At 50.5% G+C, this 19,673-nt stretch carries 18 protein-coding genes; 4 read left to right on the forward strand and 14 right to left on the reverse strand.

Going from position 1 to position 19,673, the window contains the following annotated elements; translation table 11 throughout:
- Window positions 1–308: 308 nt before the first annotated feature.
- The 11 genes from JRI89_11815 to JRI89_11865 form a co-directional block, all read right to left on the reverse strand.
- Window positions 309–686 (reverse strand): STAS domain-containing protein, encoded by a 378-nt coding sequence (locus JRI89_11815; GenBank protein ID MBW2071925.1) that lies wholly within the window; start codon window positions 684–686, stop codon window positions 309–311.
- A 224-nt stretch (window positions 687–910) separates the two neighbouring features.
- Window positions 911–1,564, reverse strand: a complete 654-nt coding sequence (locus JRI89_11820; protein MBW2071926.1) for a response regulator transcription factor — start codon at window positions 1,562–1,564, stop codon at window positions 911–913.
- A gap of 120 nt (window positions 1,565–1,684) precedes the next feature.
- Entirely contained in the window at window positions 1,685–3,586 is a 1,902-nt protein-coding gene (locus JRI89_11825; GenBank protein MBW2071927.1) for a PAS domain S-box protein, read from the reverse strand.
- Between the two features lie 223 nt (window positions 3,587–3,809).
- Window positions 3,810–5,753 carry a S9 family peptidase gene (locus JRI89_11830; protein ID MBW2071928.1) on the reverse strand — a complete coding sequence of 648 codons (1,944 nt, stop codon included), beginning with the start codon at window positions 5,751–5,753 and terminating at the stop codon, window positions 3,810–3,812.
- 60 nt (window positions 5,754–5,813) lie between these two features.
- Window positions 5,814–6,056 carry a hypothetical protein gene (locus JRI89_11835; GenBank protein ID MBW2071929.1) on the reverse strand — a complete coding sequence of 81 codons (243 nt, stop codon included), beginning with the start codon at window positions 6,054–6,056 and terminating at the stop codon, window positions 5,814–5,816.
- Entirely contained in the window at window positions 6,037–7,239 is a 1,203-nt protein-coding gene (locus JRI89_11840; protein MBW2071930.1) for an ArsA family ATPase, read from the reverse strand. Before JRI89_11840 ends, JRI89_11835 begins: the two co-directional genes overlap by 20 nt.
- Before the next feature lie 437 nt (window positions 7,240–7,676).
- Window positions 7,677–8,402: a TatD family hydrolase gene (locus JRI89_11845; protein MBW2071931.1), complete on the reverse strand. Its 726-nt coding sequence runs from the start codon at window positions 8,400–8,402 to the stop codon at window positions 7,677–7,679.
- Window positions 8,403–8,432: 30 nt separating this feature from the next.
- The gene (locus JRI89_11850) at window positions 8,433–8,735 is read right to left on the reverse strand and encodes a MoaD/ThiS family protein (GenBank protein ID MBW2071932.1); all 303 of its coding nucleotides are present in this window, start codon (window positions 8,733–8,735) and stop codon (window positions 8,433–8,435) included.
- 77 nt (window positions 8,736–8,812) lie between these two features.
- Window positions 8,813–10,549, reverse strand: a complete 1,737-nt coding sequence (locus JRI89_11855) for an aldehyde ferredoxin oxidoreductase (GenBank protein MBW2071933.1) — start codon at window positions 10,547–10,549, stop codon at window positions 8,813–8,815.
- 187 nt (window positions 10,550–10,736) lie between these two features.
- Window positions 10,737–12,965, reverse strand: coding sequence for a DNA polymerase II (locus tag JRI89_11860; GenBank protein MBW2071934.1), 2,229 nt, complete (start codon window positions 12,963–12,965; stop codon window positions 10,737–10,739).
- A 373-nt stretch (window positions 12,966–13,338) separates the two neighbouring features.
- Window positions 13,339–15,015 (reverse strand): fructose-bisphosphatase class II, encoded by a 1,677-nt coding sequence (locus tag JRI89_11865; protein ID MBW2071935.1) that lies wholly within the window; start codon window positions 15,013–15,015, stop codon window positions 13,339–13,341.
- 290 nt (window positions 15,016–15,305) lie between these two features.
- On the opposite strand from JRI89_11865, the gene JRI89_11870 reads away from it, so the two are divergent.
- The 4 genes from JRI89_11870 (at window position 15,306) to JRI89_11885 (ending at window position 17,177) form a co-directional block, all read left to right on the forward strand.
- Window positions 15,306–15,533 carry a MoaD/ThiS family protein gene (locus JRI89_11870; GenBank protein ID MBW2071936.1) on the forward strand — a complete coding sequence of 76 codons (228 nt, stop codon included), beginning with the start codon at window positions 15,306–15,308 and terminating at the stop codon, window positions 15,531–15,533.
- Between the two features lie 6 nt (window positions 15,534–15,539).
- Window positions 15,540–16,361 (forward strand): ThiF family adenylyltransferase, encoded by an 822-nt coding sequence (locus JRI89_11875; protein ID MBW2071937.1) that lies wholly within the window; start codon window positions 15,540–15,542, stop codon window positions 16,359–16,361.
- A gap of 106 nt (window positions 16,362–16,467) precedes the next feature.
- On the forward strand, window positions 16,468–16,746 hold the full coding sequence (locus JRI89_11880; protein ID MBW2071938.1) for a type II toxin-antitoxin system Phd/YefM family antitoxin: 279 nt from the start codon (window positions 16,468–16,470) through the stop codon (window positions 16,744–16,746).
- A 5-nt stretch (window positions 16,747–16,751) separates the two neighbouring features.
- Window positions 16,752–17,177: a type II toxin-antitoxin system VapC family toxin gene (locus tag JRI89_11885; protein MBW2071939.1), complete on the forward strand. Its 426-nt coding sequence runs from the start codon at window positions 16,752–16,754 to the stop codon at window positions 17,175–17,177.
- Between the two features lie 62 nt (window positions 17,178–17,239).
- Here JRI89_11885 and JRI89_11890 read toward each other — a convergent pair whose 3' ends face one another.
- The 3 genes from JRI89_11890 to JRI89_11900 all read right to left on the reverse strand — a co-directional run bounded on the left by JRI89_11890 (window position 17,240) and on the right by JRI89_11900 (window position 19,584).
- A complete protein-coding gene (locus JRI89_11890; GenBank protein MBW2071940.1) occupies window positions 17,240–18,010 on the reverse strand; it encodes an NAD-dependent deacylase in 771 nt (256 codons plus the stop codon).
- 92 nt (window positions 18,011–18,102) lie between these two features.
- Window positions 18,103–18,507, reverse strand: a complete 405-nt coding sequence (locus tag JRI89_11895) for a type II toxin-antitoxin system VapC family toxin (protein MBW2071941.1) — start codon at window positions 18,505–18,507, stop codon at window positions 18,103–18,105.
- A gap of 315 nt (window positions 18,508–18,822) precedes the next feature.
- Entirely contained in the window at window positions 18,823–19,584 is a 762-nt protein-coding gene (locus tag JRI89_11900) for a hypothetical protein (GenBank protein ID MBW2071942.1), read from the reverse strand.
- Window positions 19,585–19,673 lie beyond the last annotated feature (89 nt).

Below are 19,673 nucleotides of genomic sequence, written 5' to 3' on the forward strand. Positions count from 1 at the left end.
CAGATGAAATGATACGGCAGTATATCAAAGAGCAACGCCAACCAACGTCAGCAAACGATCAGCCGAACTTGTTCGGCTCATAAAACCACCGAGCTTGCTCGGTGGTAGTTTATTCATACAATTGCATAATGTTGCCATATTCCCTGTGAAACTCGGGGTATATTTTTGCAAGCATGGAATAGTAACTTCTAATATATTCGAGCTTATCGAAAACGTGCTTCATCATATGCTTATGACAGCTGCCGCAGCTCCAGTAGTTCCATTTCTGCTGTACAGCGTAGGTCAAACATTCTTCATAAAATGGGCAGTCAGTATGTTTGTCGCCATGCTGCCTGCAGGGTTGCGGGACATTTTCCTGTAGCATCTTGCTCCCCTTGCTGGTCTTGGGCAACGCTATTATCCTCTATACCGAAGCTCTTGAAGACATTCGCTGTGGCTGAAGAAAGGCCTGTTAAAATTATCCTGTCCAAGGGTACGATCCGGTCTCTTATGACCCTCGCAAAAGTAGCAATGCCAAAGTATTCGAAATAGCTGACATTAGCCAGGTCCACTATCAAGTGGCCAGCCTCTGCTCTAGCCAGTTCGCGCTGCAGAGCATGATCCACCTCACAAGCACTGCTGGCGTCGAGTGATCCTTTAAGGTGAATGATCACTGTGCCGTTTCTCCTGACAATCCTTATATCCATACTTGCCAATGGCCTCCTACCTCTAGTTACCCCAAAAACGTTCGCTGTCCAAGCTGTCTATGCCACGGCCATTTTGGTCGGCTATTACAATTATTTTCCACCAAATGAGTGAAGTCTACAATCAGGGGATCTCTGATTTACTTCTTCGAAATTTCTGATTCTTGCAGATGGGAAATCCTTGTCCGGGCTGGGCTGGCAGCTGGGATGAGCGCCAATTCTTGCGCTCAGGGCTCGAGAGAGGTAAGTCCTTCCCGCACGGCATATTTTGTTAGCTCTGCAATGCTGTGCAGACCTAATTTTTCCATTATTCGACGACGATGCGTCTCCACTGTCTTTACACTCACATGCAAGCGGAAAGCAATTTGTTTGGTGGGAAGACCTTCGGCGAGAAGCTGGAGCACCTCACGCTCTCTTGCAGACAGATTTACCAAGGCGGCTGATCTTGGCAAAGGTGCGCGCCGTAGATAATCATCTATTACCTTGCCGGCAACATCCGGACTCACATAACAACGCCCCCTCGCTGCCGCATTTATGGCCAGCGTCAATTCCTCAAAGGCACAGTCTTTCAATAAAAAGGCCGAAGCTCCCGCCTCAAACATGCCGTAAATAAAGCGTTTATCCGAATGCATTGATAAAGCGATCACTTTCACCTCGGGAAGGAAGGAAATCATTTGGCGGGTGGCTTCTATGCCGTTTAGATCAGGCATACTAATATCCATGATGACCACATCCGGCTTTATCTCCTGCGCTAGCTGTACCGCCATTCTGCCGTTCTCAGCCTCTGCCACAACCTCCATCCCGGAATGCGCTTCAATCAGGGAACGAAGACCTTGCCGCATGATCTGGTGATCATCAGCAATGAGAATTCTGACACTCATGTTGTCTCCTTGGTAACTTGCTGGCCATGTTCCACATTATTTGCTGCACCCAGGTGGTGGTTTTCTTTCCCGCCAATGTTCTTAACCATTATGTACAGCAGTCCCACTAAGAGGTAAAGATCACCTCATCGGTTGAGGTTCTTCACTTTCCAATGGTGCTTGCAGAGTGATAAATGTGCCTTTGGAAGGCTCCGATGAGATAGCAAAACAGCCGCCTAGGTGGCGAAGACGCTCTTTGATACTGAATAGGCCAAATTTGTCTGCCCAGCTATCATCGCTGGTGATATCAGAAATCTCGAAGCCGATGCCGTCGTCTTCCAATTCTATGCACACTTGATCGCCATCTCTGTAGACAGATAATCGTGCCCTGCTGGCCTGCGAGTGTTTTACCACATTGACCAAACACTCACGGGCTGCACGGAACAGGAGCACTGCCACGTCTTGGCGGAGCGGCTTGATCTGTTTGTCGTTCGAATACTCTAGACGAATGCCACCAAGTTTCTCCATCTGTTCACACAATGCTTCCAGGGCGGCTTCCAGGCCAAATTCATAGAGTACTGGCGGGCTCAGTTCAAATACTAGAGAGCGGGTCTGTTGGATGGCTGTCCTGATAAGATCTCTGATATTGTCAATAACTGCCAGGTCTTTCGAGGCGGAAGGAATAGTGAGGATCGTATCCAATTTCAATTTGGCGATTGCCAGGAGCTGACCCACAGAGTCGTGCAAGTCGGTTGCCAACCGTCGGCGTTCACGTTCCTCGGTGAGAAGTAATTCCGAACCGAGAGAACGGAGTTGCTCCTGATAGGTGTGGAGCTTCTCACGTGCCTTCAAGTAATCAGTAATATCTTCCACCATTTCTATCGCTGCCGAAATCTTCCCTGCCTTATCTTTTATGGGAGAAGCTATTATTCGGTAATTTCTTGTTTCTGTGCCGGCCGGAGTTTCAGTGATGGCGTGATGCACTAGGCCGTCCTGTAGAGTCTTGATAGTCGGACAGTATGCACACACTTCTTCTTTAGGTGGATTGTTGAACACCCGATAACACAATGGCTTCTTCAAAACATCTATGGAGGGAAACCATTTCCTCATTTGGGCATTCAAGGTCAATATCTCCATATTCTTGCTGATAAGCGCTACTCCAATGCCGACATTATCGATAAGAGTTCTGTAGCGTTCTTCTGATTCACTGAGTTTCTCCTTAGTTAGTCTTTGTACGGTTACATCATTGCCAATGCCAAGAATACAAGGCTCACCACTCACGTCGATTCTCTCTGCGGAGTAATTTATCCACCGCACCCTGCCGGATTTGCTTACAAACCTTTGTTCAACGTTGCGAACGGGCTTCCCTCTCTCGAGCCTTTCAATGAGCCGTTTTCGTGCAAAGGGTTCGGACCAGATGTTAAGGTCCCAAATGCTGCGGCCTACAACCTCTTTTTTTGTGAACTCGAATACCTGGAGAAATGCCTTGTTCACGTCAACCACGGTTCCACCCCTCATTCGTGTTATTGCCATGGGGAAGGGACTGGCGTGAAAGGCTTTTGCAAAGATCTCTTCTGCCCGTTTCTGATCGCTTATATCCCGTACAATCGAAAGAATGGTCGGTTTCCCTTTATAGGAGAAGAGATGGGAACTGATTTCCACCGGGAATCTGTCTCCCTCCCTGGTGACGTGGACAGTTTCAAAGATCTTCTGTTTTTCGGACATGAGGCGAATGATTCGCTTACGGACATCTGCTGCCTTTTCTGTAGTGCTGAGGTCCGCCGGTGTAAGCTGTAGCAGTTCCTCTCTGGTGTAGCCGTACCGTTCGCAGGCCGCATCATTTACTTCGACAAAAGTGCCCTGTGTACCATCGTCTGCGGGTTGATGCACAAATACTGCATCATTGCTGCTGTGAAAGAACAATTTATATCGCTCCACAGTCTCCTGCAGTTCAATGAGTTTTCGCGCCTGCTCTCTTTCTCTTTTTTCCAAAGCAGCGAGCCGTCGCCCCAGTTTTTGCTTATCTAATACAAGTTGTTTCATATTGTTTCTGCAATCTGCCATTCATTTGTTCCTTACTTGCGAAACAAATTCAGCCCGATGATTAAAGTTGACATAAGTTCTGGCCTCCATTCGTTGTAAGACGACGACAGAAATATTGCGATTAGTAAGCACTATCGTTCCATTGTATAGCGCCAGGAAATCAACCGCAGTCTAAGCACTCGAAGCAGATGTGATAACGCTATGCAAGATGTCGCCGTTAGTGTCATAGCTTAGCACAAAGGTTATCAATCAGTACGACGGGAATTGGTTCGCCAAGGGGGAAAGTGAAAATCCGCGAGTAAAAATACAGTTCGGCCTCCAGGGCCTGCTTGATTGTTTCGGCGCGCCGAAAGCCGTGCTGCTCTCCAGGGAAGGGTATGTAGGCCACCGGCAGTCCTTTTGATCTGACAGCTGCAGCCATCATTTCAGACTGATTCGGCGGAACCACCTCGTCTTCCAACCCTTGAAACAGTATGAGTGGACAGGAGATTTGTTCGACAAAGTGTATTGGCGACCGCTGTCGGTAGAGATCCTGCTGTTCAGCATAGGGTCCCACAAGGCGATCCAGGTAGTGGGACTCGAATTTGTGAGTGTCTTCCACAAGAGCCTGCAGATCGCTCACCCCATAATAGCTGGCAGCCGCCTTGAACAGGTTATGAAAGGTGATAGCACACAGTGTAGTGTACCCTCCAGCACTGCTTCCCCGAATTGCCAGGCGGTCTCCGTCCACCCTGTTCTCCTGCACCAGGTGGCGCGCTCCAGCCAGACAATCCTGCACATCCACAATGCCCCACTTGCCATTGAGCAATTGCCGATAGGCCCGACCGTAGCCGCTGCTGCCGCCATAGTTCACGTCTAACACCGCAATGCCCCTGCTGGTCCAATATTGAATTCGCAGGGACAGGGTGGTTGTTGCCGCAGAGGTGGGGCCCCCGTGACTCTGCACCAGCAGAGGCGGCAGCTCTCCAGCAGGAGCGCTGTAGACGGGATTCTTGGGTGGATAATAGAAAGCAAAGGCAGTACGCTTGTCTTCGCTGGGAAATTCTATTGGTTCGGGTGTAGATATATAAGAAGGATCTATGGTCGACTCTACTGAACGTTTCAGGACTGTGAACTCCCGAGTCTCCAGATCGAGCCTGACAACTGAAGCAGGTTCATGAGGGGAGCCGCCAATAAAGAGGAGATGGTCCGCGTTTGCTTTGAGGTTCCTGATGTCTGTATACGGGCAGGCAATATCCTGCAGTGTTCCTGAGAGGGTGTCCAGGCTGGCAAGGTACCACACTCCGCCCTTACAGTAGGTACACAGGATCAACCTGGAACTGGCAAAGCTATAGGTGGACATGCCAAAGAGCCACTGCGGGTGGGCAAACTCGGCCTCCACGGGGCAGAGCGCTTCAACAGCATTGCGGTAGCGATATAGATTCCACCAGCCAGTGCGATCTGAAATAAAGTGGAGTATGCCATCCGGAGACCATTCTGGTTGCACTATGGATTCGCTCTCCCCTCCCGCAATCAATCTAGGGGCAGACACGGTCCCGTCAGAGCGAATTTCTCCTAGCCACAGTTCGGTGCCGTCCCATGGCATAGATGGATGATTCCAGCTGAGCCAGGCCAGGTGTGAGCCGTCCGGACTGAGACGTGGAGACGAATAAAAGTCATTGCCTGCTGCCAGCAGTTGCTCTTCGCCATCAGTCGTCAGAGAAACCGCCACCAGCGAGTTCACCGGCTCGCTGGTCTCGCCTCCATGATCCTCGCCCACCAGGATTAAACGCTGGCGCCTGTGGTCCCACTCTCCATCCGCATACCGTCTGGACGGCGAAGTATTGAGTTGTCGAGGCTCATGGGAAACCTTGTGGTGGTAGAGCCGCTGGTCACTGAAATTCACAAAGCAGACGGCCTCATTGTTTACCACAAAGTCGCCGCCGCCGTATTCGTGGACGCGGGTCCTCACGTTAAAGGAAGCTGCGGTAATACAGTGGCATTCTCCCCCTGGCTGCCAGCGCATAATTACACTGCGTCCGCCCTCTGCCGGCCGACTTTCGGTCCAGTAAACATCCTGCCCATCCAGGGCGACCTGGCCGAGTTTCACTGCTCCCCTGGCCACCTTTTCTGCGCTGATTGGAGATCTCCATGATCCGTAGGGAGCAACTTTTTCAGTGCTTGCCACAATATTCCTCCAGCTATTTTCGCTGCATATATTTCCTCTGCCAAGCCATATACTCTGGTATCATTCAATCTTCACTTTGACAACCCGCTTCTTTTCCCTCTTTTCCAATTCAGATATTCTTTTGTCTATGAGCGACTTGAAAGCGCGCAGGACTTCCACTCTGGCTTTCTGCAGATGATCGAAAAACTCATGGTATTGCGACCTCTTTTCGTGAAAGATTTTTTGTGACAGACAGAAGGGGCAGCTACAGCTGTCGCCCTTTTTCCTGCTGTCGTTTTTCTGTTCATTCTGGCGTTTCGGCATGCTCACCTCCAAATTCCACCACCAGGTGCTGCCCCTCCAGGCGAGCACTTCGCGGTTCTTGCAGGACAAAAATCCTGGGGAGTACAATGTTTTTTTTGAAGTTGCCGATCTTGATAATGAGTTCGTCACCGATTTTCGTCAGGTCGATTTCTCTTTTCTCCACAAAGGGAAGAAGCAGTTTTATGAAGCTGCTGCCGTCCTCTTTGACAAACTCATATGGGCGCTGCTGCGAGTAGATCTCCGTAGGGTCCTGGCTGCCATAGAGACCACGGCCGAATTCATACAGCTGATCGTAGCCCAGAATCTCACTGCGATACTGGGGGGCCTTGAATATGGGCAGTGGTCGAAAATATGATTCTGCCGTCTTTAAATACTGTTCTTGACTCCTTGCTGCCGCCTCGAGAAAATCACTATCCAAGTCAGCGGGAAGAAGACGGTTCACTATTATGCCATCGATCAGCAGCCGATGCAGACTGAAAAACATGAAGGCCCTTTGTGTTTCACGAAGCACCATTTTTTCAGCGTTGGTCACCAGACGCACCGAGGTGGTGTTGTCGCTGGTGAGCAGCCGGTCAACGCCCTGAAGACGATTGAACAACCTCTCAATATTGGCAAAATAATCATCTTCCGGCAGAGGAACATCAGCAAATCTGCGAGCAAAGGGCCTCATGTAGCTGGCAAGTTTTCTTTCCAGGCGAAACACCTTTTTCATGTACCACTCCAGGGCCGTTGGCATGCTGACGAAGCGGATAGATTCAGCGGTGGGGGCGCAATCCAGGATAATGACATCATAGAGCTCGTCACGGGCGTAGCGGTTGATGTAAAGCAGTGCGCTCAACTCCTCCATACCGGGCAAAACCGCAAGCTCCTCTGCCAACACGTCTTCGATGCCAGAGGTATTGAGCAGCATAGCCAGATAACTATGCACTTCTCCCCAGTGCTTGCTGATCTCCTCATGAACATCCAGTTCCTGCAGCCAGAGATTTTCTGCGGCTGCAATGGGCTGGCCCCGATTCTTGTCCATCAGGGTGAGATCCATGTCAAAGGCATCGCAGAGACTGTGGGCCGGGTCGAGCGACATGACCAGAGTTCTCAAGCCTCTGGTGGCCGTAATGATGCCCGTGGCAGCCGCCACACATGTTTTGCCCACGCCGCCTTTGCCAGCGTAAAGAAGTATCCTCATTTTCAAGAGCCTTGAAAATCGACCGGTTATAGTGAGCTAAAGCAAGCTATTTCTCAGAGCGACTCATGTCGCCGTTAGAGAACCGCTCCTACGAAAGATTAGTCTTTTTGAAACGATTATTTGTAGGAAAGGCTCTCTAGCCACGACCAGAAAGATTGGACCTCTTTCGCTTTGCTCACGGTTGAAAACCTATCGAAAAAAACGATTGACGGTAAATGGCCATCTTATCGGATCGCCGTTAGAGAACCGCTCCTAGAGATGGTTCAAATACCTCCATCCCTCATCTTCACAGCTTGCATCATCATCAGCCATTATATCATCAATAATCTGCAGCCGAACTATGCTCGCATACCTGAGCAGTCTTTGTAATTCATAATACCACACTGCTGTTCTACACTCTATGAGTCTGTGACAAACGGGAAGGCCTCATTGGTAGGTCAAATGTGGAAAAACTCTCTGGCATTGACAGCCGTTTCACGGCTGACAGTTTCTAGATCAATCCTCTTGATTCGACTCAACTCCTGCAAAGTGAGAAGGAGATCAGCCGGCTCTGCAGGCTTTCCCTGGTAGACCACTGGCGAATCAGTCTCCACCAGGATTCGGTTGAGAGGTGCCATGTGCATGGCTGCTTGCTGTGGTTCACTGTAAACAAGAGCCGGAGTTGCAGAAATGTAATAGCCATCCTCCAGGATTTTCTCCAGCACCTCCAGTGGTCCGCTGTACCAGTGGAAAACAGCCTGTTCGATGCCAGCCTCCACAAGCATGCGGTGCGCTCTCTGGTGTGAAAAACGGCAATGGACGATCACTGGACGGCCGTGATATTTTGCTATCTCGAGAAGGCGAGCAAATACCTGCCACTGGATTTTTTTCTTAACCTTGCACTTGTAATCAAGACCAACCTCGCCGAGCGCCACGCAGGAATCCAGCTGCTCCTCAATAAAACGAATGTTTTCCTCTATCCCCTCCTGGTGAATCGACCAGGGATGATAGCCGATGGCTGGATAGACGGTGCCAGCAAAACGTCGAGCCAGTTCCATTGTCCTGCGGTTGGATTCCCTGTCCACACCCACAGCCACAATCGCCCGGATGCCAGCTTCTTTTGCTCCCGCCAGAATTCCGGCAATGTCAGTCATTTCCTCGAGATGTGCGTGGGTGTCTATCATTCCGCTTCCACCAGTTGCGGCTACTCTTCATCATTTCTCACTCAGCTTTGTCCTCGCCGCCACAACCTCCTTGCGAAAAGAGAGTGACACAAATGTATTGAAAGAGAGCTCGGGAGGGAAAAGGGCAACCCGATCATTTTGCTGCAGCACTGTTTCAGCAGTTGCGCCTCTGCCGTTTACCAGGATCAGCTTGACTCGCTCAACCGCCAGGCCAATGATCAACAGGAGATCATGGACAGTGCTCTCTGCCGGCAAAACTAGCTCTTTCTCCTGCCGCCCGTTGCCCCCTTCGTACCGCAATGATCCACCGAGAAGTAATTGTACAGTCATCATACTCCTGAATACTGCTTGGGCCATACTATGAAGGGGGGCCAGAGCCCCCCTTGTTGCCTCTCTACAGTGTGCTGCTTCTAGAACTGCAGGACCTGATCGAGTTCCTGCTCTGAAACGTCGAAAACAGTCTTGTGGGGCGGCAGCGGTTCCTTGGTGAAGAAGTCGGGAAGCCGATCATCAGCAGAGGTGAAGCCGGCGGCAAAATTGAATTGGCGCTCAGCTTTGATAATCTGCTTGCCGTATTCAGTCACGTCATCCAGGGTCAGGTTCCAGCCGTAAAGAGCATTGAGCATCTCGGGAATCGCTTCCAGGCCGCTCGAGATGTCCAGCACCGCAAAGGCGACGAAAATGCAAAGCCCGGCAGCATCCAAAGCAGCAGTAGCTATCTGCAGGTTCCGGGAGAGCTCTACCTGGCCTTCTGCTTTCAGTGGATCGACGAAGCCTCCTATTTTCATAATATTGGTGGCCACTGCATAGCCGGCAGTGTGGTCAGCACCCATGGTGCTGGTGGCATAGGTAACGCCGATACCCTTGATGGCGCGGGGGTCGTAGGCAGGAAGTCCTTGCCGTTTCACCACTGGCACATGCGTCACGCCAAAGGCCTGGCCGGTGACTGCCGCACCACTGCCAAGGATTCGTCCCAGAGGTGTCCCCTCCCCTATCTCATGGAGCAATTCAATGTGCCCTGCTGCATCTCCAAAGGCTTTGACCCCTGCATGCATGGCCACTGCGATGGCGCAGCCAGTTTCAATGGTGTCCAGACCATAGTCATCACACAGGCGGTCAATCTGGGCGATAGCGTCCAGGTCATCTATGCCGCAATTGGCACCATTGGCCCACACGGTTTCATACTCTAGAGCCGAAGTCACATAGTTCTTGTCTTTATCGACATATTCGTTCGAGCACTGGATTATACAGGTAGAGCATCCAGAGTGGGTAGTGCTTCCTCCCCGCTCCTTTATGGTGTCGTGCATTGTTTCGCCGCTTATTTTCTGAGTGCCCTCGAATCGCCCGTCTGTGAAATTGCGAGTCGGATAGGCGCCGGCTTCATTGATAATGTTTGCCAAAATATTGGTTCCGTAAACCGCCAGACCACCTCCAGGTTTGGTGACCGCATGCTCTCGCAAGGCATCGCGAAAAATGGCCGCTGCCTTTTTGAATGCCTCCTTGTCATGATAGGTCACCCCGGGTGCCTCCCTATCATCAATTACAATGGCCTTGAGACCTTTGGCTCCCATCACAGCACCCATGCCGCCGCGGCCCGCATGCCGGGATGGGGTGCCATTGGTGCTCGTTACCGCAATCGATGCTGCAGAGAGCTTCATTTCACCCGCCGGACCAATAGAAACAATGCCGGCCTTTTTGCCATATTTCTCCTGAAGTCGAGCCACCAGATCATAATTCTTCAGCCCCTTGAGATCGTCAGCCTCCAGGAGCTGTGCCCCGTCCTTGTTAACCAGGAGACAGTAAAGTTTTCCCTGCTCTGCTTGATTCTCGATGACGATGCCGGCAATACCCAATTTGCCGAGCTTGATTGCCGCATTACCGCCCACATTGCTTTCCTTGATACCACCGGTCAGAGGACTCTTGCCGCCTATGGACAAGCGTCCTGAATTGGCGCAAGTGGTACCCGCCAGTAGACCGGAAGCGACGACGAGTTTGTTATCCGGCCCCAGAGGATGGCACAGAGGCGGCACCTCCTTTGCTACTATCATGGAAGTTAAAGCCCTGCCTCCCAGTTGGGCATAGTCCCCCGGGAGATCCTCAGTGTTGACTGCTCTGGCAGCCATATCTACACGAATAAGCTTCCTCATGGCAATCACCCCCTCCTCTTGTCACACCCATCAGTTCTAGTTATCCCTCTCTAAAAACTGGGCAGTACAAACCCTTCTTTCACTGCCAACCATATGAAGAGGGTCTCCACACTGTCAAGCGAAATCTGCTCTCAGGCTTGTCTTTGATGAATTACTTCGTCATGAATCGACCAGCTTCTTTTTTTCCTCACTGCAGCACGCCAGTGGGGATAAAGTCAGCAAATTTTCTTGCCAATTCACGAAGCTTCTCCTGATAATAGGCAATATTTTCATCGGGATTGTCCGGATCATAGTCAGCCACCAATTTGCAATTGTCATACATTCGTATTTTCTTGGCAGTGCCAGTCACATAATAGGAGATCTGGTCGCCTGCACGATAATCGCGGCGAGCGGCCAGCGCCAGTTCATAGGCGGCAGCAGGATTTCTCTTCCTGGCCAACACTTTTTGCTTGTAACTTTCTGGCGTCTCTCGCAAAGTCTCTGTTTTGGCAAGCCATTCGATGGGCAGTTCATGTTTGGCAATGCGCTGTTGAAAATCTTGCAAAAGAGTCAGAATGTCCTCCCCCTTCTCCTCTAGCAATAGACGAATCATACCCATGAGAAATTCACGCAGGTATCTTTCCATTCCCCGAGAGCGCAGAGCACTGCCTTTGATAATTATCTCGCCCTGCTCTGTCAAAAGGGCATAATTCTTTTTCTTGTAAGAAAACATGGCCCGATATATACCAGCCAGCTCCACCTCGATGCCAGTTGGCAGATCATCGGAAAGGCGCTGCACCAGGGCGGCCGCCTCCTCTCTGCTGGTGATATCTTCGGGAGGCAAGAAATAGATGCCGTCTGTGTCGATTTCAATGGGTTCAGCACCATGCTGGCGCAGCCAGGAAATCATTTGCCGGATTATCTTTCTACCTCGTCTGGTTACCTCCCCTGCCACTTCTGGATCAGCGAAGTGATGCATTCTGGTCCCCAGATATCCATAAAAAGAGTTGATCAATACTTTGAACGTTTGCTGGAGGGCCTCATGGTACTCTCGATCATGGGCTTCCCTGGACCTGTGAGCTCGCTCTTTTGCTGCCAGCCGAAAAGAGCGGAGGTCGTCGAGCAGCGGTAGGAATATGCCCAGGCTGTCTCCCGAAGGCTGCAGTTTATAGGTGAGCAGAATGGAGGGGTAAAGGGATGTCACGTCACAGGAGACCACCGGTTTAAGGATGCCTGTGTGAAAGACATCGGTGTAGCCGCCGGCAAAGGGAGCTCCACTTTTCGGCCTCGGAATAGATGTTCGCTGCCTTATGTATTCCCGCAGAAAGAGCGAGTTGATCTTGGTAGCGTTTCCCCGGATGAGAACATTTTGATACGAGTATGGAAAGATCCGTGTTTGCAGGAAAAACGGATGAGCCAACAACTCAGACAAGGCAAGGGTCTCGCGAACATCATCAAGGTTGTATTGTTTGAACAATTCAGGCTCATGTTCAAAATGCCAGGCCATCTCGCTTGCTTCCAGATAGACTCTGTCGGCTGTTGCCAGTCCGAAGTGCTGCGCTGCCTGTTTTAAACCATAGCTGTTCAATTCTCTGGCGGTTACATCATAGTATTGCAGCAAAAACATGGTGTCCAGGATGTGCCGGCCATAGATGTCCATACGTGTGTAGTCGATGATTCGTTCTGCCACAGTAAAGCGAGAACGGCGCAAGTACGGTTGGCTGCCATCGCGCCCCCAGCGAAGCTGAATGCCGTGCATCCGCGCTCGAGTGACAATATAGTTCAGATCAAAATTGAACAGGTTGTGGCCCTCGAGCACATCAGGATCAATTTCCCTGATATATTCGGACAACACCTGGAGCATTTCTTTTTCCGTCAAATCGCTGCCAAAGAGCACTTCTTGTCTTCCCCGATTGTCCAATAAGGCAATGGAAAGAATACGGTCTTCCTCTCTGAGAGGATTTGAGAAGGTATAGCCCGGTGAGGTGGCTGTTTCGATGTCCAGGGCAAGACGGTGGAGATCCTTGAAGGACAATTTCTTGAAGAGAGTCTTGCCGCTGAACAGCAGGTACTGGTGGACAGGATCGGACAGAAAGAGATAGGGCGCCTCTGGCGCTGATGGGGTCTTGCCTGTGCGGCTTCTCAGATAATTGACCGCCTTTTTGCAGTCGTTCCAGGTTTCAAACAGAACGAGAAAACGGAACTCATTTTTTGATGTGAGCGTATGTGCCTCAACTGGTTTTTTGAAGCCGTCGAGAAGACTCACATCTTCGAGCAACAAAAAGGGGCGAAAGACGTCGTCCCGGAAAGTCAGTTTTCCGGCGTTGCGGATGAAGAGCCGCATAAATCGGTCGCCAGCAGGCTCTACAGCTACAATACCTTCGGTGCCGTCCGCACCGAAGAGTATTTCATTTTCCTCAAATGCTACTGCCGCCATAATTATATGCCCATACAGAGACTCAGGAAAGCTAAACAGATTGTGAGCTATAGATGACTCAGTATCTACAGTTTTCCTGCTGCTTTATACTTACCTCTATGCAGCCATTCTTGGAGTTGATGTTACCCATGAGAGAATTATGGAGGGGGCCGGCGCTTTGAAGTTCCCCTTTGAAAAGAGGGATTTAGGGGGATTTTCAAGCGCTTACGAAATCCCCCCAGCCCCCTTTCAGCAAAAGGGGCACGAGAAAAATAGCTTGCTGTTTTTCTTTTCTAGCCATCAGGCATCATGGCGTCAACCCAAGAGTACACTTTTCAAGTGCCTGCTTTGTTCTTGACAGAATTCCTCATTCAGTTGCCTATTCCGTCGTGGCTCAGGCTGCGCTTGTGAACCACTCGGGAAATGCTTTGACCATGGCGCTCACAACGTCTCGATCGTATCCACTCAGGGCTCCCCTTTTGATCAATGCTTCTACCGTCTCTCGCAGGACAACCATTTTGCCGGCAGTATGGATGATGGCAGGATAGTATTCATTCACAAAAAAATGCTTGAGCCTGAATCGTTCAATCTCATCGTCCGCCATTGCTCTAATTTTTTCTTCAATCTCTGGGCCATTCAGGCCATTCATGGCAGTTTTGGGAGACTTCATTTTATAGGCAGTCGTGTCAAGTCCTTTTGGTGCCCTGAATATCAACTGCCAGTGTTCAATATTTCCCAGAGAATTGATCATCAGAGTATTGGTGGTAATCAGCCCTTTTTCGCGGTCAATTTTCACGCCTTCCAGTTGGGGCAAATAGTAGTTGTCAGAGATGGCAGCAAAGGCACTGACTCCTCCGGCAAACGGTCTTTCCATGAGATCGTAGACAGTGAAAAATGGCTTCTGCTCGAAGCGGGCATCCTGGAGAAGAATCAGTTCTTCCTCCGTGTAGTGGAAACGCTCGTTCCATAGATCTTCAGGTGAGAGATCTTTTCGGGTAAGTGAACTCTGACTGGTCAGCATACCGAGACCTTGCCCTCCTCGCCAGACTAGCGGTAGTGCGCCCACTGTCCACTCAGCACTACCGCCAATCTCACCAATCATGCTGTAGAGACCTCTGCCGTCCGGGAAGCGCAACCCCTCGAGCCCCATTACCAGGGCGGGGAAAAGGTCGCCGTCTTTATCGTATGGTGTAGCAACTCCAATGGCGTTGAGTTGGTCCATGGCCGGGTGATGGCGAGGCCTGTCCAGGAAAAAGGCGGTCATTTCAGAAAAATCTTTACCGCCGTAAGCATCGGCGATAATTCGGGCTTCCTCCCTGATGTCCGTGTCTCTTGGATTGAACTCCGGGAAGTACGCGCCCGCCAGCCATCTTTCCACATAAATATCTGGCAAATGTCTTTTGAACCCGGATTCTGTTATAAAAAGAGCAGTGAGAGAACTGTGGATTCCTTTGACAGATTTTCCCGTACCATCAATCACGTCCGAACCCATGGATAACATTGTTACTTCCTTGCTCAAGCCACGACCATACCGACTGCAATGCTCCTCTTTGCCATAAAGCGCCCCCACCGGGATGGTCGGATTGCCGCCGGCCTCTACTCCGGGCTTCACTCTCACACCCTCGGTAATACTGCTCTGAATAATAACCTCTTCTCCCCTGTCAAACGTTTCGGTAGTAATCTGCAACACCTCACTCATGACCTGAGCAGCAGTGCGATCATTGTGACGCTTGAGACGGTTGATCAGTTGCTTGCTCTGTTGTTCCTCGGGAACCTTTTTGAGAGATCCGAGGCCGTCCAGGGCTACAGCCACAGCAGGCAGGGCAGCAGCGAGAATTACAGCCTGGCGAAGCTGTTTGCTCCTGAATACCCCAAGATTAGATTTGCCGTTGACACTGTCGTCTATGGTGAACACAGTGCCGTCCGCGAGTTCAAGTCCATAGAAGCCCAGCACCTCTTGATGTCTCAGGTTGAAAGTGGAAACCTTTTCCTTGCTCATTCTGGTGGGCTCGTGGCGTCCACTGTAACTCAGCCTTGCAGTGGCTATATCATATCGCAAGGAATTACTCATAACTTAACCTCCAGGAGTCTTGTTCGAGTGATCTGAATTGCGCTTGTGATGGAATGGAACCGTCAAGATCTGCAAGATAAATTCAATATATCCACTTGTTCTAGCGATACAACAATAAGACAGCCAAAGTCAAGCGTTAATGGCCCTTGGCATCTTTTTGCGCCCCTCGCTGCGCCTATTCCTGCCGATGCTGAATCGCATGGCAGCAGTGAAATAGTCGGGCTACACCGACGCCTGCTATGATATACTCACCTTAATCTAGACTGGTAGCAATTACAGCAGAAGGAGTAATGATGAATCTGGAGGTGAAGCTCTTTGCCACCTTGCGGAAGCCGGATTTCCAGGGAGGTATTGTCCAGCTTCCTCCCGAGGCAACGGTGAGAGATGTGGTGGAGAAAATGGATATCCCGCTGGCGGATGTGGCGGTCATACTGGTAAACGGCCGCCATGCTGGACCAGAAACAAAGCTGACTGAAGGCGACGCAATTTCTCTTTTTCCTGCAATCGCGGGAGGATAACTGCTCATGTCTAGAAGCAATGACGCCATTTTGTCTGAAGAACTGCAGCGGCGAATAGCCTCCGGTACCAGAGTAGAGCAGGTCGTTGAAGCACTGGTAGAGGAATTTGTTGTTCCCAAATGGCAGCTGGAGGCTCTCTGTTGCGACCTGGGGCATGTGCTGCAACGATATGAACGGAATCTTGGCGTAGTTGGTCTTTCAGGCCAGGCTACACTGTTGAGAGCGAAGGTGATGGTGGTGGGACTCGGAGGATTGGGAGGACACGTGCTGGACCAACTGAGCCGCAGTGGAGTTGGGAGAATTGCGGCAGTGGATGCCGACTTGTTTGACCTCACCAATCTCAATCGTCAGCTCTTAGCACTTCGCCACACTGTGGGCACTAAAAAAACAAACGCTGCCCGAGAAAGGGTGGCCGCTGTAAATGATGCGGTGCAACTTATCTCCTGGGATATACCGTTGGAGGAACTGCCGGACATGGCCTATGAGGGGTTGGATCTGATCTTCGACTGTCTGGATCAAATTCCCACCAGACTCCACCTGCAGGAGAAGGCCAGCCGCTTCCATCTTCCCATTGTGCACGGCGCCATTGGCGGCTGGTATGGCCAGGTGGCTGTAGTCCAACCTGACAGCGGGCTGCTCGGCGCCCTCTATGGAAAAAAGCGTCAGGGAATCGAGAAAGATCTAGGCAATCCAGCCTTTTCGCCTACAGTTATTGCCGGCATCATGGTTGCTGAAGGGATAAAGGTGTTACTCGACAAAGAGGAAACTCTCAAAGGTGTACTTTTCGTTGATCTTCTCAATAATCAGGTAGAAGTTATAAATATTTAGACAAAACCTCACCGATTATTTCCTCCAGAAAACTTCTCAAGGAAATCTCCTTGACAACGAATATTATGGTCATTATAGTCATATAAACTATAATTGGAGAACAGTAATGGACAGGAATGTCTCTGTAGCCAAGGCAAAAGCCACTCTGTCACAATGCATAAGGGATGTGGAAAAAGGCCGAGCCGTACTCATTACTCGTCATGGGAAGCCAGTAGCCGCCATGGTGCCCCCTGATGATCTCGAACATCTGCGGAGGCTCCGAAGAGCCGGGCCTGAGGCTGGTCTTGCAAGTCTTGCTGGCGGCTGGGAAGGGTCGGACGAATTGGCTGATCTGTTGGATGCATCCATTCGCGTCGGGCAGCGAAATATAGCCTCTCCGGAATAGCACGCATGGCTTTTCTATTTGACACCGATGCAATATCAGAACTTCTGCGGCCTCGTCCCCTTTCTTCCTATGTCAACTGGCTGAGAGAGGTGCCACGGGAGGAGCAGTTTACCAGCGCTGTGGTAGCGGGCGAGCTCTATAAAGGGGCTTTTCGCTCTCAAGCCAGGCAGCGTCACCTCAAGAACATCGAACAGCGTATACTGCCTGCCGTGACAGTATTGCCGTATGATGTGGCAACCGCCAAGATCTTTGGGCAACTCAGCGCTCACCTCGAGGAAGTCGGTTTGATTCTTGCCGATGCCGATCTGCAAATTGCTGCAACTGCCATTTACCATGGCCTTGAATTAGTGACAGGCAACATACGTCACTTCACCAGAATCCCTCACTTGCAAATCAATACCATACTGGCTGATTCACGGCCCAACCGGTAACTTTCTAATAACAAACCAACCTCGCCGACTTGTCAAGATTCGTGATGCCAGGGGCCGAGTCCTCAGGGGTGCAAGTGGCCATCTCGAGAAGGAGGAATCGCTTCCTCCACTGCCTCCACCAGTTGACTTACCATCTCCGTGGCTTTCCCTGGCAAAAACAGATCGGTGAGACTTTCAGTGAGCACTGTGGGGTTCAAGTTGATCTCAATTATCTTTGCACCTGCTGATTTTGCCATGGCGGGGATGGTATTTGCAGGGGAGACTTCCGCTGAAGTACCCACGACGAGCAGTGCCTCGCATGCTGCTGCCAGCCTGGAGGACTCTGCCAGAGCAGCAGATGGGATAGGTTCACCGAAAAAAACCACTTCTGGTTTGAGGATACGGCCGCAGTCACACTTTGGCGGCATTTTTCCAGAGAGAGATTGCGACCTGTAACGTTCGCCGCACCAGAGACAAATGAGCGATGACGAGTTGCCGTGGAATTCTATAACGCGGGTGGCTCCGCCAGCCTGATGGAGGTTGTCCACATTCTGGGTAATGATGGTATGCAGGAGTCCGAGCTGCTGCAGCCTTGCCAAACCCACATGTGCTGTATTGGGTCGAGCATTGTTCATCAATGCCGACATCTCTGCCACCATATCCCAGACTTTCTGCGGATTTCTACGGAAGGCGCTGATAGTGCCGTATTCCATGGGATCATATCTGGCCCACAGGCCGTCCGTGCTGCGAAAGTCCGGGATTCCTGACTCCACGGATATGCCGGCACCGGTGAGAGCAAGGCTCAGCTTTGACCGGCAGATGATGGCGGCTGCCTCTTTGGTCTTGTTTTGCATCAATTTTCCTTTTCAATACGTTTGGGAGACGCCAAACTTGGACCGGAGGGTTGTTGCAGAGCTAGTAAAAAGAAATTTGTTCCTTTCGTGATCTACCTCAAGCCCAGAACCTCTGCGATCTCCTTGATGTTCTGATCGGCGGAAAAGACAAAAGCGCTGTGCCTCTTTGCCAGGGCAAGGTAGAGAGCATCATAGACGGTCAGGTTGTGCTCCTTGGCAAGATCGAATGCCACAGGGATCAGCGGCCGATGTGACAAGTAGCGGATGGGCATAGCAAGAACATCGGTGAGGAGATCCATACTTTCATCCTCTGAAAGCTCTCCTAGTTTTCGTTTTTTGTTGAGGACATTCGCCGCCTCTACCAGAATGAGTTCCGGAGCGATGGCACGATTCATACCTCGCTCCACAGCATGCATGAACTCCTCCAGCCCGTCTGGTATTGGGCCGTCTGGCACGAAAAGGCGGATCAATGCAGAAGTGTCTATCACGCCAGTCATCTCTGCCGATCCCTTCGGATTGTTTCTACCGTGTCTGTGAACTTCCGACCCCCCAATCGCTTTCTCCACCCTGCAGCCCTCGCTGTAGGAGATCCTCTAATAAGCTCAACTTCTTTTTCCAGGAGATATTTAATCTGTTCTTGCAGACTGCGGCGATTGGCCTTTGCCAGGGCCTTTAAGGCTGAATACACCTCATCCGGGACATTTCTGATACTTATAGATTTCAATATGATTCCTCCATTTAGATATCATAATAATATCTAAATAACGATGTTAATATAATTTATCTCAAGCAATGAGTCAAGCGATTTGCATCTACTCATGTGATAATTTCTTTCTACCCCTATCCTCTTTCCAGGTATGGTGATCGACGCAGTCGAAAAACAGCTTCTGTGCCGCATCTATGAGCTCTGCCAGAGGTCTGAAACTGCTCAACTCCAGTTCGCTTACTCCATCGGTCTTCTTGTACAGCTCATATCGGAAGCGTTTCCTGTTGCCAATGAAAGCAAGCACTCCTTTATCATAGCGATTGAGCACCCTATTCAAGACCCTGGCGCTGAAGGCATTTCTCTGCCAGATGGCTCTATCCATGTCTGCAAATTTTGTATCTGTTTGATATGCGTGAATCAGATCGTAGTCAAACTCCCAGCCGGCGTACAATGGTATTCTCTGTTTCTTCAGTTTGAATTGAACTTTCATCATATCAACAGAAGAAGAAAATTCTATGCTGGTGAAATACGGATAGATGCCGATCTCTTCACCGGTTTCTGAGAGCGGCTCTCGAAAGGAGCCGTCCACAAAATAGATCGGCAGTCTGTCATGCTCCAGCGAGTAGAGTATTCCAGCAGCATTCCCTACGCCCAGCTCTCTTTTCAATAACCAGTATCTTTGCTGCAGCAAGAACTCGCTGTTTGTCAGTTCGGCTGAAGATCTCATATGGATAAGAGTGCTGAAGTCTATCGGGTTCTCATCGAGTGCAATGACAGTAGGCCGCTGCTCTTCCAAGAGATCCAGCACCTCTTCGAAGACATCTGTTGTGCGGTCTGTACCAATACCAATGAATTTTTCTATGGCCATGCTTTCTTTCACCTCCGCAGTCTTCAGCGCCTGGGTATTTTATTGTGCACAACTAGTATACACTGCAGACATGAGCTGCGAAAGTACTG

Source organism: Deltaproteobacteria bacterium (assembly GCA_019309045.1).
Classification (GTDB): domain Bacteria; phylum Desulfobacterota; class Syntrophobacteria; order BM002; family BM002; genus JAFDGZ01.

What these genes read in the sequence shown, in the direction of transcription:
- JRI89_11815 (MBW2071925.1), bottom strand. Translation starts at nt 686, where the DNA reads ATGGATATAAGGATTGTCAGGAGAAACGGCACAGTGATCATTCACCTT.
- JRI89_11820 (MBW2071926.1), bottom strand. Translation starts at nt 1,564, where the DNA reads ATGAGTGTCAGAATTCTCATTGCTGATGATCACCAGATCATGCGGCAA.
- JRI89_11825 (MBW2071927.1), bottom strand. Translation starts at nt 3,586, where the DNA reads ATGAAACAACTTGTATTAGATAAGCAAAAACTGGGGCGACGGCTCGCT.
- JRI89_11835 (MBW2071929.1), bottom strand. Translation starts at nt 6,056, where the DNA reads ATGCCGAAACGCCAGAATGAACAGAAAAACGACAGCAGGAAAAAGGGC.
- JRI89_11840 (MBW2071930.1), bottom strand. Translation starts at nt 7,239, where the DNA reads ATGAGGATACTTCTTTACGCTGGCAAAGGCGGCGTGGGCAAAACATGT.
- JRI89_11845 (MBW2071931.1), bottom strand. Translation starts at nt 8,402, where the DNA reads ATGATAGACACCCACGCACATCTCGAGGAAATGACTGACATTGCCGGA.
- JRI89_11850 (MBW2071932.1), bottom strand. Translation starts at nt 8,735, where the DNA reads ATGATGACTGTACAATTACTTCTCGGTGGATCATTGCGGTACGAAGGG.
- JRI89_11855 (MBW2071933.1), bottom strand. Translation starts at nt 10,549, where the DNA reads ATGAGGAAGCTTATTCGTGTAGATATGGCTGCCAGAGCAGTCAACACT.
- JRI89_11860 (MBW2071934.1), bottom strand. Translation starts at nt 12,965, where the DNA reads ATGGCGGCAGTAGCATTTGAGGAAAATGAAATACTCTTCGGTGCGGAC.
- JRI89_11865 (MBW2071935.1), bottom strand. Translation starts at nt 15,015, where the DNA reads ATGAGTAATTCCTTGCGATATGATATAGCCACTGCAAGGCTGAGTTAC.
- JRI89_11870 (MBW2071936.1), top strand. Translation starts at nt 15,306, where the DNA reads ATGATGAATCTGGAGGTGAAGCTCTTTGCCACCTTGCGGAAGCCGGAT.
- JRI89_11875 (MBW2071937.1), top strand. Translation starts at nt 15,540, where the DNA reads ATGTCTAGAAGCAATGACGCCATTTTGTCTGAAGAACTGCAGCGGCGA.
- JRI89_11880 (MBW2071938.1), top strand. Translation starts at nt 16,468, where the DNA reads ATGGACAGGAATGTCTCTGTAGCCAAGGCAAAAGCCACTCTGTCACAA.
- JRI89_11885 (MBW2071939.1), top strand. Translation starts at nt 16,752, where the DNA reads ATGGCTTTTCTATTTGACACCGATGCAATATCAGAACTTCTGCGGCCT.
- JRI89_11890 (MBW2071940.1), bottom strand. Translation starts at nt 18,010, where the DNA reads ATGCAAAACAAGACCAAAGAGGCAGCCGCCATCATCTGCCGGTCAAAG.
- JRI89_11895 (MBW2071941.1), bottom strand. Translation starts at nt 18,507, where the DNA reads ATGACTGGCGTGATAGACACTTCTGCATTGATCCGCCTTTTCGTGCCA.
- JRI89_11900 (MBW2071942.1), bottom strand. Translation starts at nt 19,584, where the DNA reads ATGGCCATAGAAAAATTCATTGGTATTGGTACAGACCGCACAACAGAT.